General features: G+C 71.8%; 14 protein-coding genes and 2 pseudogenes. 1 reads left to right on the top strand and 15 read right to left on the bottom strand.

The genetic code is table 11. The features are described from left to right. Position 1: 1 nt before the first annotated feature. The 7 genes from ABZ656_RS05215 to ABZ656_RS05185 all read right to left on the bottom strand — a co-directional run bounded on the left by ABZ656_RS05215 (position 2) and on the right by ABZ656_RS05185 (position 6400). Positions 2-808: an FAD/NAD(P)-binding protein gene (locus tag ABZ656_RS05215; protein WP_360264714.1), complete on the bottom strand. Its 807-nt coding sequence runs from the start codon at positions 806-808 to the stop codon at positions 2-4. Continuing rightward, complete coding sequence (locus tag ABZ656_RS05210; RefSeq protein ID WP_360264711.1) at positions 805-1269, bottom strand: cyclic nucleotide-binding domain-containing protein; 465 nt, start codon at positions 1267-1269, stop codon at positions 805-807. The genes ABZ656_RS05215 and ABZ656_RS05210 overlap by 4 nt, the downstream gene beginning before the upstream one ends. Further along, positions 1269-2408, bottom strand: coding sequence for a 4Fe-4S dicluster domain-containing protein (locus ABZ656_RS05205; protein ID WP_360264708.1), 1140 nt, complete (start codon positions 2406-2408; stop codon positions 1269-1271). Before ABZ656_RS05205 ends, ABZ656_RS05210 begins: the two co-directional genes overlap by 1 nt. 128 nt (positions 2409-2536) lie before the next feature. After that, complete coding sequence (locus ABZ656_RS05200) at positions 2537-2794, bottom strand: HypC/HybG/HupF family hydrogenase formation chaperone (RefSeq protein WP_360264705.1); 258 nt, start codon at positions 2792-2794, stop codon at positions 2537-2539. A gap of 6 nt (positions 2795-2800) precedes the next feature. Beyond that, positions 2801-5098 (bottom strand): carbamoyltransferase HypF, encoded by a 2298-nt coding sequence (gene hypF / locus ABZ656_RS05195; RefSeq protein ID WP_360264702.1) that lies wholly within the window; start codon positions 5096-5098, stop codon positions 2801-2803. Continuing rightward, on the bottom strand, positions 5095-5601 hold the full coding sequence (locus ABZ656_RS05190; RefSeq protein WP_101408394.1) for a hydrogenase maturation protease: 507 nt from the start codon (positions 5599-5601) through the stop codon (positions 5095-5097). Before ABZ656_RS05190 ends, hypF begins: the two co-directional genes overlap by 4 nt. Positions 5602-6073: 472 nt before the next feature. Next, on the bottom strand, positions 6074-6400 hold the full coding sequence (locus ABZ656_RS05185; RefSeq protein WP_360264699.1) for a hypothetical protein: 327 nt from the start codon (positions 6398-6400) through the stop codon (positions 6074-6076). A 228-nt stretch (positions 6401-6628) separates the two neighbouring features. Between ABZ656_RS05185 and ABZ656_RS05180 the strand changes: the two are divergent. Next, a pseudogene (locus tag ABZ656_RS05180) lies at positions 6629-6793 on the top strand (putative PEP-binding protein); the annotation flags it as partial. Positions 6794-7194: 401 nt separating this feature from the next. Here the strand turns inward: ABZ656_RS05180 and ABZ656_RS05175 are convergent. The 8 genes and pseudogenes from ABZ656_RS05175 to ABZ656_RS05140 form a co-directional block, all read right to left on the bottom strand. After that, positions 7195-7554, bottom strand: a complete 360-nt coding sequence (locus ABZ656_RS05175; protein ID WP_360264696.1) for a hypothetical protein — start codon at positions 7552-7554, stop codon at positions 7195-7197. Between the two features lie 206 nt (positions 7555-7760). Then, positions 7761-8180, bottom strand: a complete 420-nt coding sequence (locus ABZ656_RS05170) for a cupin domain-containing protein (protein ID WP_360264693.1) — start codon at positions 8178-8180, stop codon at positions 7761-7763. Positions 8181-8217: 37 nt separating this feature from the next. After that, positions 8218-8460: pseudogene (locus tag ABZ656_RS05165) on the bottom strand (aldo/keto reductase); the annotation flags it as partial. Positions 8461-8517: 57 nt separating this feature from the next. Next, positions 8518-8889 (bottom strand): DUF2255 family protein, encoded by a 372-nt coding sequence (locus tag ABZ656_RS05160; protein WP_360264690.1) that lies wholly within the window; start codon positions 8887-8889, stop codon positions 8518-8520. Positions 8890-8951: 62 nt separating this feature from the next. Beyond that, entirely contained in the window at positions 8952-9299 is a 348-nt protein-coding gene (locus ABZ656_RS05155; protein WP_360264687.1) for a nuclear transport factor 2 family protein, read from the bottom strand. Between the two features lie 192 nt (positions 9300-9491). Beyond that, positions 9492-10511 (bottom strand): aldo/keto reductase, encoded by a 1020-nt coding sequence (locus tag ABZ656_RS05150; RefSeq protein WP_101407108.1) that lies wholly within the window; start codon positions 10509-10511, stop codon positions 9492-9494. A gap of 25 nt (positions 10512-10536) precedes the next feature. Then, entirely contained in the window at positions 10537-11433 is an 897-nt protein-coding gene (locus ABZ656_RS05145) for a helix-turn-helix transcriptional regulator (RefSeq protein WP_360264684.1), read from the bottom strand. Positions 11434-11435: 2 nt separating this feature from the next. Beyond that, the gene (locus ABZ656_RS05140; RefSeq protein ID WP_101407106.1) at positions 11436-11615 is read right to left on the bottom strand and encodes a hypothetical protein; all 180 of its coding nucleotides are present in this window, start codon (positions 11613-11615) and stop codon (positions 11436-11438) included. Positions 11616-11810: the final 195 nt, after the last annotated feature.

The following is an 11810-nucleotide window of genomic DNA, read 5'->3' as shown; positions in this document are numbered from 1 at the left end:
CTCACAACTCCCTCACGGACAGCAGGGGTTCGGCCAGGCCCCAGCCCACCACCGGACCGGCCTGGCACACCAGCACCGGACCGAGCTGGCAGTGCCCGCAGTGCCCGGTCGCGCAGCGCATGTTGCGTTCCAGGGAGACCCGGACGTGGTCGCGGGGCACACCGCGGTGGGCGAGTTCGCGGGCGGTGGCGCGGATCATCGGCTCGGGACCGCAGACGAACGCCGTCGTCTCGTCCGGGTCGAAGTGCGCCCGCCCCAGCAGTTGGGTGACCACGCCGACGTCCCCGCGCCAGTCGGCGTCGGGCTGGTCGACCATCACGCCGGTGTACGCCGTGGTCCAGCTCTCGACTTCCTTCCGGCCGATCAGGTCGTCCGGGGTGCGCGCCCCGATCAGCACGTTGACCCGCCGGTACGCCTCCGGCTCGGCCAGCGTGCGCAGGATCAGCGGCCGCAGCGGGGCGAGCCCGATGCCGCCCGCCACGACCAGCACGTCCCGCCCGCGTGCCCGCTCCAGCCCCCAACTCGTGCCGTACGGGCCGCGAATGCCGACGACGTCACCGACCCGAGCCGCACACAATCCTTGGGAGACCGCGCCCACCGAACGGATCGTGTGCGCGAGCCCCCCGGTGGCCTGCACGGAACTCACCGAGACGGGGATCTCGCCGCGGCCGAAGCAGTGCACCATCGCGAACTGCCCCGGCACGAACTCGGGAAGCGCGGCGTCCACGGGTTCGAGCCGAAGGGTCACCGTGTCGCCGGTCTCCTGCCGGCGGGCGACCACGCGATGGGGGACCGGTACGGCGGTCATCGCGGTTCCTTCGTCTCGTACGTCCCGTACAGGTCGACCAGGCGGGCGCGGGCCGCGTTGAGCCGGTGGGCCAGCACCCGGCCGACCCAGTGCTCGACGGCCTGGCCGAAGGCGGGGTCGTCCAGGCACATCAGCCGGACTGCGACCGCGTCGAACTCGTAGGCGCGCAGCTGGGTCACCGCCGCGGCGCCCAACTGCCAGACGTAGGGCTCGTACAGCCACGACCAGCCGACGAGATCCCCGATCCCGAGCGTCTCGACGACCGGGGTCCGGCGGCCGGGCACATGCATGTCGAGGGCGGCGTTGCCGTCCCGGATGATCCAGAACCGGTCGGCGTGTCGGCCCTCCTCGAACAGCCGGGTGCCCGCCGGGAAGCTGACCTCGCGGCCGACGTGCAGCAGTCGTTCACGGTGGTCGTGGGGCAGCGCGTGGTTCATGCGGAGGGCGATCGAGGGGGGCATCAGTCCATCTCCGATTCGTGTTCGGCCTCCAGCGCGGCGACTTCCTCCGTGATGTCGATGCCGACCGGGCACCAGGCGATACAGCGCCCGCAGCCCACGCAGCCGGAGGAGTCGAACTGGTCCTGCCAGGTGGAGAGTTTGTGGGTGAGCCACTGCCGGTAGCGGCTGCGGGGCGTGGCGCGGACCGGCCCGCCGTGCAGATACGAGAAGTCCAGGTCGAAGCAGGAGTCCCAGCGCTGCCAGCGCTCGGTGTGGTCACCGGTCAGGTCGGTGACCTCCTCCGTGGTGGTGCAGAAGCAGGTGGGGCAGACCATCGTGCAGTTGCCGCAGGTCAGACAGCGCTCGGCGACGTCGTTCCAGCGTTCGGCGTCCAGGCTCGCGCCCATCAGCGCCCGCAGGTCGACCGGCGGCATGGAACGGCCCATACGGTCGCGGGCCGCGTCCACCGAGGCACGGGCGGTGGCTTCTGTGCCCAAGTCGGCCGCTCGGTGGGGGACTTGGCCGATCAGCCGGGCGCCCTCCTCGCTGCCGACGCGCACCAGGAACCGGTGCCCGTCCGCGTCGACCACCTCGGTCAGCGCGAGGTCGTAGCCGGGATCGGCCGCGGGCCCGCCGCCCATGGACACGCAGAAGCAGGTCGCGCCCGGTTCGGTGCACTCGGCGGCGATCAGCAGCGTGCGCCGCCGCCGCTTCCCGTACCCGGTGTCCTCGTGCGCCCCGCCGGTCAGGACGCGGTCCTGGATCGCGATCGCCCGCAGGTCGCAGGGGCGTACACCGAGGAAGGCGTACGACGGCGGCTCGGCCTCGTGCGCGGTGAAGACCACGCGGCCCTCCGCCGACCGGTCGGCGCTCCACAGCCGCTCACGCGCGGGGTGCAGATAGGACTTCCAGGACTGCGGTCCCGCGCTGTGCGCGAAGGCGGCCCCGTCCTCGCGGGGGACCAACCGGTAGCGCCCGGCGTCGAGTTCGACGCCCCAGCCGTACGGCAGCGCGTCCGCCGAGGTCATCTCCGACAGCACGATCGCGCCGTCGCGGACGGTCGGTCCGACGACGGTGCGTCCCTGTGCCACCAGAACCGCGACCAGGGCGTCCAGACCGTGCCGGTCGAGTACGGCGGCAGGGGCTGCGATGGGGGTCATGCCGGTCCTCCCAGTCCAGGGGTACGTCCGAGGCGGCGCTGTGTTCCTTTGCTGTCAGGTTCGGCCCCGGGCGGGGTCCGAGGGCATGGGCTGACCGGCCCTTCCCGGGCCGACCGGCCCACGAACCGTCACGGCAGCGGCTCACCCAGCTCGCCCTTGACCGCGCCCGCCATCGCCCGCAGCACGTCGAGCGTGCGCCGCGCCTCCGCCTCGTCGACCAGGGTGATCGCGAAGCCGACGTGCACGATGACGTACGACCCGACGTCGGCCTCGGGCGTGCAGCTGAGGCACACCTCGCGCCGGATGCCGCCGAAGTCGACCGTGGACATGAGGAGTCCGGCGTCGTCGTGGATCTCCAGGACGCGTCCCGGGATGCCCAGGCACATGCGCGTTCACCTCTCCTGGGCCAGCCGCGCGGCCGCGACCGCCGCCTGGCCGTAGCTGATCCCGCCGTCCCCGACCGGGACCTGACCGCCGACCAGCACCCGCAGTCCTTGCGCGTGCAGTCGGCGTTTCACCTCGGTCAGCAGCCGCCGGTTGACGAAGCAGCCGCCGCCCAGGCACACCGTGTGCGGCGCGCCTTCGGCCACCGCCCGTGCGACCAGGTCCGCGGTGACCAGCCCGAGCGTCACATGGAAAGCGGCGGCCAGCCGGGCCGCGGGCTCCCCGTCCGACTGCCGGCCCAGCAGGTCGGCGAGGGTGGGCGCGGGATCGTACACCCACAGGCCCTGCGCCCGCACGACGCGGTGGGCGAGCGGGACGGCGTGCTCGTCGCCCGCCGCGGCTTCGAGCAGGACGGCCGCCTCGCCCTCGTAGCCGACCCGGTCGGCGAGGCCGAGCAGGGCGGCGACCGTGTCGAAGAGCCGGCCGGCGCTGGAGGCGCGCGGGCAGTTGACGTCCCGGGCGACCATGGCGCGCACGATGTCCACCTCGGCCGGATCGAGCCGGTCCGTGAAGGAGCGCGTGAGCCAGGGGTACGGGCGGGGAAAGCCCATCGGCTCACCGCCGAGGAGCCGGCCGAGGGCCGCACGGGAGGGATGGCGTACCGCCGCGTCGCCGCCGGGCAGGGGCGCTGTCGCGAACCTGCCCACGCGGCGGTAGCCGCTCAGGTCGGCGACGAGGATCTCGCCGCCCCACAGCGTGCCGTCGTCGCCGAGCCCGAGGCCGTCGTAGGCGACCCCGAGGAACGGGCCCCGCACCCCGTGCTCGGCCGCGCAGGCGGCCACGTGCGCGTGATGGTGCTGCACCGGGATGCGGCGCAGTCGCTGCGCCTCGGCCCACTGCGTGGACAGATAGCCGGGGTGCAGATCGTGGGCGAGGGTCACCGGCTCGATGCCGGTGAGCCGCTTCAACTGGCCGTACGAGGTCAGGAACGCCTCGTGGGTCGCCGCGTCCGCCAAGTCGCCGGTGTGCGGCCCGAGATGGGCCTGGCCGTCGGCGGCCAGCGTGAACGTGTGCTTCAGCTGGGCGCCGGCCCCGGCGACGGGTTCGTTCACGAGCAGCGGCAGCGGCAGCGGCAGTGGCGCCGGGGCCAGCCCGCGCGCTCGGCGGACCGTGATCCGGGTGCGGCCGGTGCACTGGACCACCGAGTCGTCGTAGCGGGAGCGGATCGGCCGGTCGTGCGTGAGGAAACCGTCCGCGACGCCCGCCAGGACGCGCCGGGCCTCCTCGTCGTCGATGGTGATGGGCTCGTCGCCGAGATTGCCGCTCGTGACCACGAGCGGCCGGTTCAGGTCGTCGAGCAGGAGGTGGTGCAGGCCGGTGGTCGGCAGGAACAGGCCGATCCGGTGCAGGCCGGGATGCACCTCGGGCGCGAGCGGGTCCGAGCCGTGTGGCATCCGGGCGAGCAGCACCACGGGACGCTCCGGGGATGTCAGGACACCGCGCTCGGTGGCGCCGATCCGGGCCAGCCGGGCCGCCGTGCCGAGGTCGCGGACCATCACGGCGAACGGTTTCGTCGGGCGACGCTTGCGGCGCCGCAGCTCCGCCACGGTCGCCGGATCGCCCGCGTCGCACACCAGTTGGTAGCCGCCGAGTCCCTTCAGCGCGACGATCCCGCCCTCTACGACGGTCTTGACCGCGGCTTGCAGGGCCGCCTCGCCGCGGAGTTCCTGCCAGGCCAACTCCGGTCCGCAGGCGGGGCACGCGATGGGCTCGGCGTGGAAGCGCCGGTCGGCCGGGTCGGCGTACTCGGCCGCGCAGTCCGCGCACAGCGGGAACCGCCTCATAGTCGTGCGGATCCGGTCGTACGGCAGGTCCTCGACGATCGTGGCCCGCGGCCCGCAGTCCGTGCAGTTGATGAACGGGTAGCGGTGGCGCCGGTCCGCGGGATCGCACAGCTCGTGTAGACAGGCCTCGCAGATCGCCGCGTCGGGTGGGACCTCGCGTGCCGTCCGATCGGCGGGTGCGGGCGGGCTGTGCCGCACGTGGAAGCCCGGACGGTACGCCGACTGCCGTGCGCTGGCGGCCAGTTGGACCCGGCGCACCCGGGCCAGGACGGGTCCGGCGGCCCGCAGCCGGGCCGCGAACTCGTCGATGGCGGGGGGCGGTCCGGCGACCTCGCCCTCCACATGACCGTCGACGTTGGCCACCCAGCCGTCCAGGCCGAGCTCGGCCGCCGTGCGGTAGACGAACGGGCGGAAGCCGACGCCCTGGACGGTGCCGTACACGCGGAATTGCCGCATCATCATGACCGCCCCCCGCTCATCGCGCCCCGGTGCCGTGCGAGTTCGTCCTCGACGGCCGTCACGAGCAGATCCACGGCGGCCGCGACAGCGGGGGAGAGACCGGTGCCGAACGAGCCGTCGGCGCCCTCCACCGCGTACACCACCAGGTGGTCCGGCAGGAGTCCGAGAACCCGGGCCAGTTCGACGGCCTCGCCGAGTCCCAGCCCGTGCGAACTCGTGGTCCGCGGCCGGCCGATGTGTCCGGCATCGAGTTCGAGCCGGTGGATGCGGCCGGGGGCACCCGGGTGCGCGTGGGCCGCGTCGACGACCACGGCGAGCGCGGCGCGTTCCCACAGCCCGATCAGCCGGCCGGGGTCACCGTCGCAGGTCGCGAACACGGTGTCCGACGGGAGCGGCCCGTCCTCGGCCCGCTTCCGGAGCCGTTCGACCACGGCCCAGCCCACGCCGTCGTCACGCCGGAACTCGTTCCCGACGCCGATGACGGCGATGTGCGTACGCGTCCTCATACCTCTCACCGTGCCCCAGCGTCGTTCGATCCCACAGGGGCCGAACGACCCATCGGCCGGGGCCGATCCGCCTTGCCCCGGCCCAGCCGGCACGACCGCGACCGGGCATCGCGCGTGCTCCGGGAGGGCCAGGGCGGTGGTGGCGGGGGCGGTGTGTCGGCCTACCACCACCAGCCCGGAGGTCGCCGAGGCGTGGGCCAGGGCCTCGGCCGGGGGGAACAGCAGCACGTCCGCCCGGACATCGACGTCCGCGTACTTCGCACGCCATGGCCGAGGCGCGTCGGACAGCAGGGCCACCTCGTGGTCCTCCTCCAGGCGGCGCGGTCCTTCTCCGACACCGGGAGGGGCGACTCGGCGCCCACCGGCAGCGCCCAGGCGTGCACCGCGTGCAGATGTACGCCGTGCAGCCAGGCTGTCTCGAAGGCGAAGCCGAGCGCGCCGTCCGCCGGGTCCCGGGCGTCGACACCCACGGTCACGGCATCGGTGCGGCCCGGCGCATCCGGCCCGGCGAGGGTCTCGGGTACGAGCACCAGCGGCCCGGCGCATCTGGCGGCCCGGCGCATCCGGCGGCCAGGGCCGCCGCGGTCGAGCCCAGGGGCACCTGGGGGTGCTGACCCTCGCCGCGCAGGCCGAGGACGACCAGTTCCGCGTGCGCGCTCGCCGCCAGCAGCTCGGGGACGGGCGCTCCGGCGAAGCTCACTGCCCGGACCGTCAACGACGCCTGGCGGACGGCGAGTTCGGCGACCACGTGGTCCGCCACCTGTCGTTGACGGTCCGGGCGGTAGGGCCACTGCTCCACCGGTCCAGGTTCTCCGGCGGTGCCAGATGCACCACTCGCAGGGGCAGACGCAGCGCCTCGCGCGCGGCCCGGTCCGCGGCCGCACGGCTGCGTGCCGACCGGTCGACTCCGGCGGTGATCACTCGTTCCATGGTGTGCCGCCTTCCAGGTCCGTGGCCTCTCCGCCCCGACCGTGCGGGGCGGGTGCGCGCTGGGGCCGAACGGACCTCGGGTGCAGACCTGGCGGCTACCGGGGTGTGTGGCGAACACGGCGGCGACCCGGAGTCCATCCACTTCTTCCACCGGGCAGGTCTCGACTACGTCTCCTGCTCACCGTTCCGCATCCCGGCGGCCCGGCTGGAGGCCGGACGGGCGGTCCTCATGGACGCCACCGGGGGCAGCGACAGCAGGTGAGCAGAGCCGCGACGGCAGTTCGGGCGCGGGTCGCCTTCACGGGACCTGCGTCCGAGCTGCCCTTGGCGCTGCAACCCGTCACCGAAGGCCGGGACGCGCTCAGAACAGCGCCGGCACAACCGCCTCGACGAGCGGTGGTAGCCGACGGCGCCCGTCTCTCCGATTGCCGGACGGGCCGAGGACCGGCAGGGGCCATGCGGTCGTGGCCGTATGGGGGAATTGTGAAGTTGCAGGCCGGAGGCGTGGGGCGACCGGCCGGGGAGGGTGCCGCTGCGACCTGCTCCTCGATGTCCGACATGCCGAGGTGGCCGAGGTTGTCCGGGCGTGTCCTGGCCCTCGGTGGCAGTGCGCATCTGTGCCCGGTGTGGCTGAGTCGATCCGCCCGTGTGGCCGCTGTCCTGTCAGTCGGCGCTCGGCACACTCCAACACCGGACGGTGTCACCGAGCACGAGGCCGCGGCGGGCGACGGCTCTCGTCCGGGGCCGTCGGGCAAGCCGTCTCGTACAACGTGTTTGCCAGGGCGAGCAGTCGGAGCACCACGGTGTATGACGATGTCGCAGGCACACGACGACCTGCCGGCCGTCCGTCGGCACGTCCGCCACCGTCCGGCCGTGGTAACCGTTCACCTTCGCCGTCGGCGTCCCGTACACCGGGCAGGGCACCGGCTCGTCGCGGGTCCGCGCCGTGACAAGCACCGCATCGACAACATCCGTCACGTCCTCGACGACCACCACCGATAGCTCCGAAAGCGTCGTCGCCACAGAGAGTTGATGTCAGCCACGCCTGATGATCACAGCTGAACAGCTACCGTCACCACCGACTGCGTGACAGACCTGAAGACCGTACAGACCCGCCGAACGCACGCAACCCGTACGCAGGGCACTGTGGAAGGCCTCGCGTACGGGGTCCCGGAGTCGGTGCGGTCGGCGGTCCTTCTGCCGTGTCAGCCTGGGACAGGAGTGCCGGGTCAGGTGTTGCGGGTGCGGGGCCCGCGGTACTGCTTGTCGGTGATGTGCTCGCGCCAGGTGGTTTCGGGCCGGTCGTCGTCGGGTGCGGTGCCTTCCCACAGAGCCAGGTGCTGCATGAAGCGGTCCTCGGTGGCGCCGTGCCAGTGCTCCTCGCCGGGCGGGCAGGTCACGGTCTCGCCGGGGTGGGCCTCGTAGACGGTGCCGTCGCGGGTGCCGATCAGGGCGATTCCGGCGACCACGTGGAGGGTCTGGCCGACGGCGTGGTGGTGCCAGGCGGTGCGGGCGCCGGGAGCGAAGCGCACCATGTTGGCGCGCAGGCGGGACGGTTCGGTGCCTGCGTGGATGACGTCGAACCAGACGTCACCGTTGAACCAGTTCTCGGGCCCCTTACCGGTGGGCTGAGGCTTGACGAATTCCACGGGTTGCTCCTTGCCTTCGTGCGGGTTAGAGGGCGGGTCAGCGTTCCAGCATGCGCAGGCCGGCTTCGGTGTGGGTGTCGCCTGCGGCCGGCGGGAGGCTGGAGAGCTTCGCCAGGATGTCGGTGGGAAGCTGGAGGCTGTCTGCGGCGGTGTTCTCCTCGACGCGAGCCACGCGCTTGGTGCCGGGGATGGGGGCGATGTCGTCGCCCTGGGCGCGCAGCCAGGCAATCGCGACCTGCGCGGGCGTGGCGCCCACCTCGGCGGCGACGGCCTGGACTTTCGGAGCCGCACACGCAGGCCAAATGGCCGTCGCGCGGGTGCGGGCGGCCCGTTGGGGTCAGCGGGGTTCGAGGCGGAGGGTGGAGGCGCGGGCCGCATCGGTCAGGACGTGTTCGACGATGCTCGTGTAGTGCCCGTACTTCTTGCGGTAGGCGGCGTCCGCACCGGCGTACTCGCTGGGATCGGCCGGGTGGAAGGTGACGTCCTGGCTGACGCCGCCTGCGTCGATGCGGCCCTGGTGGCGGGTCTGCGTGCCCCGGTACCAGGGGCCGTCGGTGCCTTTGACCGAGCGGACGTACAAGTGGTCGCCGGAACGGACCACCCACATGGTCACCGGATCGCGCAGCGTGCCGTTGGCCCGCTCGGAAGCAAGGTCCAGCTCCTCAGCTGCGGCGATCTTTTCCACGTCCGTGCCGTTCCAGTCCGTCATCGTCGTTTCCTTCCGGTATGCAGGGTCGAGAGCCATGGCTCCGCCGGCCGTGTCGGCGTCCATCACGTTTCGGTGCGGGCGTAGTCCAAGGTCAGTTGCAGCCGCCACCTCGCGCGCGTGCCGTACACCGTGGCGTCAGTGACGATCTTGCCCACCAGGAGGACGCTGTCGCTTTCGGTTTCGACGCTCAGGCTCTGTTCGTCGATCGTGTGGCAGACGAACTGCCTGGTGCGCATCTGCGACAGCCACTCGGCCTTCGGCTGGACGTACCCGGTCATGTGCGTGAGGGTGAAGCCGTCGTTGAGCAGGTCGTCAAGGGCTTCTGCATCCCCGTTGGCCATCGCCTGCAGATGGACGCGGTAGGCGCGGACGACTTCGTCCTTTGCGCGCGGGGCGGGTGGTGCGGACATCTCGGGATCCTGTCGTCCTGCGGTGCGTTGCAGACGTCGTGTCAGACGTGGCGTCCCGACGGCCGGTCGCGTCGAACCGGCCCGGCCCCGTGACGGTTCTTCGGTCACTGTGGCGAGCGTGAACCGCGGCATCGTCGGTTGTCGGCCGGACCATCTCATCTGGAAGAGCCGCCAGGGCGAGGTCAGTTCGCGTCAGCGGCGCCGCTGGTCGGCCCGCAGCTCGAAGTCGCCGTAGCTGTTGTCGACCGGGTTGACGGTCACGCCGGGGGCCACGATCTCGTCGATGCGGTCGAGTACGTCGGCCGAGAGCGTGACGTCGGCGGCGGGCAGGAACGCTTCGAGCTGTTCCATGGTGCGCGGGCCGATGATCGCCGAGGTGACGCCGGGGTGGTTGATCACGAAGGCGACGGCCAGCTCGATCAGGGTGAGGCCGGCTTTCTCGGCCAGGAGCGCGAGCTGTTCGACGGCGTCGAGCTTGCGCTGGTTGGCCGGGCTGGTCATGTCGAAGCGGGCCGGCGGGCGTGCTGTGGAAGCCGGGCCCGAGGAGGCGTCCTTGCGGTAGCGGCCCGAGAGCCAGCCGCCGGCGAGCGGGCTGTAGGTCAGCGTGCCCATGCCGTGGCGGCGCGCGGTGGGAAGAACGTCCCCCTCGATGCCTCGGACCAGGATCGAGTACGGCGGCTGCTCGGTCACGAACCGTTCCAGACGTCGCTCCCGGGAGGTCCACTGGGCCTCGACGATCTGGGACCCGGAGTAGGACGAGGAGCCGATGTAGCGGACCTTGCCCTGGTGCACCAGGTCGGAGAGGGCGCCGAGGGTCTCGGCGACGTCGGTGTGGGGGCTGGGGCGGTGGACCTGGTAGAGGTCGATGTAGTCGGTGCCGAGCCGGCGCAGGGAGTTCTCCACCTCGCGGATGATCCAGCGCCGCGAGCCTCCCCGCTGGTTGGGGTCGTCCTGGCCCATCGGCATGAAGAACTTGGTCGCGAGGAACACGTCCTCGCGCCGGTCCTTGAGCGCCTTGCCGACGATCTCCTCCGAGACCCCGCCGGAGTACACGTCGGCGGTGTCGATGAAGTTGATGCCGGCGTCGAGGGCGCGGTGGATGATCCGTACCGAGTCGGTCTCATCCTCGTTGCCCCAGGGGCCGAACATCATCGCACCCAGGCAGAGCGGGCTGACCTGGACACCGGTACGGCCGAGCGGTCGGTAGTGCATGAAGCTGTTTCTCCTCGTTGCGTGGTCAGTCGTTCCCGGAGGGGGCGACCGTGCCGGTGCTCGCCCAGCTGGCGAGGAGGCTGAGAGCCTCCCGCTCTGGCGAGTCCGGTTCGGGGGTGTAGAAGTTGAGGCGGAGGCCGGGATCGGCCGGCAGGTCCATCGCCTCGTAGGGCAGCGCGAGATCGCCGACCAGCGGGTGGCGAAGGTTCTTCACGCCGGAGCGGTGGATCTTCACGTCGTGGCGGGCCCAGCGGCGTGCGAAGTCGTCGCTCTTGGTCGTGAGCTCCCCGATCAGGTCGGTCAGTGCCTTGTCGTGGGGTGCCCGGCCTGTCTCGGTGCGCAGGAAGGCGACCGCGTCGTCGGCACCCTTGTCCCAGTCGACCCAGAAGTCCTGGCCGGCCGGGTCCAGGAACAGGAAGCGGGCGGAGTTGACCGGCCCGCGCTGGGCGAACAGCGGGGAGTCGAAGACCGGTGCGTACAGTGCCCGGCCCAGTGCGTTGGCGGCGACGATGTCGAACCGTGCGTTGCGTACATACGCGGGCACGTCGGTCATCGAGTCGAGCAGGCGCAGGATCGTGGGCCGCACAAGGGAGACGGTCACCGTGGGGCGTCGGCCCGAGGGAGTCGCCGCGCGTGCCAGGTCGTAGAGGTGGGTGCGCTCGGCCTCGTTGAGCTGCAGTGCGTGAGCGAGGGCTTCGAGCACCGAGTCGGAGGCGCCGCTGAGATTCCCGCGTTCGAGCCGGACGTAGTAGTCCACACTCATACCCGCGAGCAGGGCGACCTCCTCGCGCCGCAGGCCCGTGACGCGACGGTTTCCGCCGTAGACCGGCAGTCCGGCCTGCTCCGGGGTGATCCGTGCCCGTCGGGTGCTAAGGAACTCGCGGACCTCCGCGGCCAGATTCTTCTTGTTGACGTCAGCCATGATCAGATCTCGAAGGCTTTTTCGGCGGCGCCGATGGCGGATGCGGCCTGGGGCCAGTCGGCGTAGAACGCGGGCCGCGCCCGAACGTCGCCGAACAGGACGGTGTCGGGCAGTGAGACCGATTTGGGTACGGCGTCCCCGATGAGTCGCTGGGCTGCTGTCGGGCGGGATTCCGGGGGCACGGGTGACTCCTCTTGATCGGCGTGAATCTTGTGCCGGCTCCTTCACGGTAGATGCGTCGGGGAGGGTCTGCGAGGTACTGCCATTACCTGGAAGAGCAGTGACTCCCACTTGCGTGCCGGCGCGCGGTTGTCTGGAGATGGCCCAGGAACTGGCAGTTCGACCGCGGGCCTGAAAGCCGCAACCGACCTGAAGGA

The sequence above is a fragment of the Streptomyces sp. NPDC007095 genome, assembly GCF_040634475.1.
Lineage (GTDB): Bacteria > Actinomycetota > Actinomycetes > Streptomycetales > Streptomycetaceae > Streptomyces.
This window is presented reverse-complemented; position numbering and strand designations above follow the sequence as displayed.

Coding starts and splice junctions, on each gene's coding strand:
- ABZ656_RS05200 (WP_360264705.1), bottom strand. CDS start 2,794: ATGTGCCTGGGCATCCCGGGACGCGTCCTGGAGATCCACGACGACGCC.
- ABZ656_RS05145 (WP_360264684.1), bottom strand. CDS start 11,433: ATGGCTGACGTCAACAAGAAGAATCTGGCCGCGGAGGTCCGCGAGTTC.
- ABZ656_RS05155 (WP_360264687.1), bottom strand. CDS start 9,299: ATGTCCGCACCACCCGCCCCGCGCGCAAAGGACGAAGTCGTCCGCGCC.
- hypF (WP_360264702.1), bottom strand. CDS start 5,098: ATGATGATGCGGCAATTCCGCGTGTACGGCACCGTCCAGGGCGTCGGC.
- ABZ656_RS05215 (WP_360264714.1), bottom strand. CDS start 808: ATGACCGCCGTACCGGTCCCCCATCGCGTGGTCGCCCGCCGGCAGGAG.
- ABZ656_RS05160 (WP_360264690.1), bottom strand. CDS start 8,889: ATGACGGACTGGAACGGCACGGACGTGGAAAAGATCGCCGCAGCTGAG.
- ABZ656_RS05210 (WP_360264711.1), bottom strand. CDS start 1,269: ATGCCCCCCTCGATCGCCCTCCGCATGAACCACGCGCTGCCCCACGAC.
- ABZ656_RS05150 (WP_101407108.1), bottom strand. CDS start 10,511: ATGCACTACCGACCGCTCGGCCGTACCGGTGTCCAGGTCAGCCCGCTC.
- ABZ656_RS05205 (WP_360264708.1), bottom strand. CDS start 2,408: ATGACCCCCATCGCAGCCCCTGCCGCCGTACTCGACCGGCACGGTCTG.
- ABZ656_RS05190 (WP_101408394.1), bottom strand. CDS start 5,601: ATGAGGACGCGTACGCACATCGCCGTCATCGGCGTCGGGAACGAGTTC.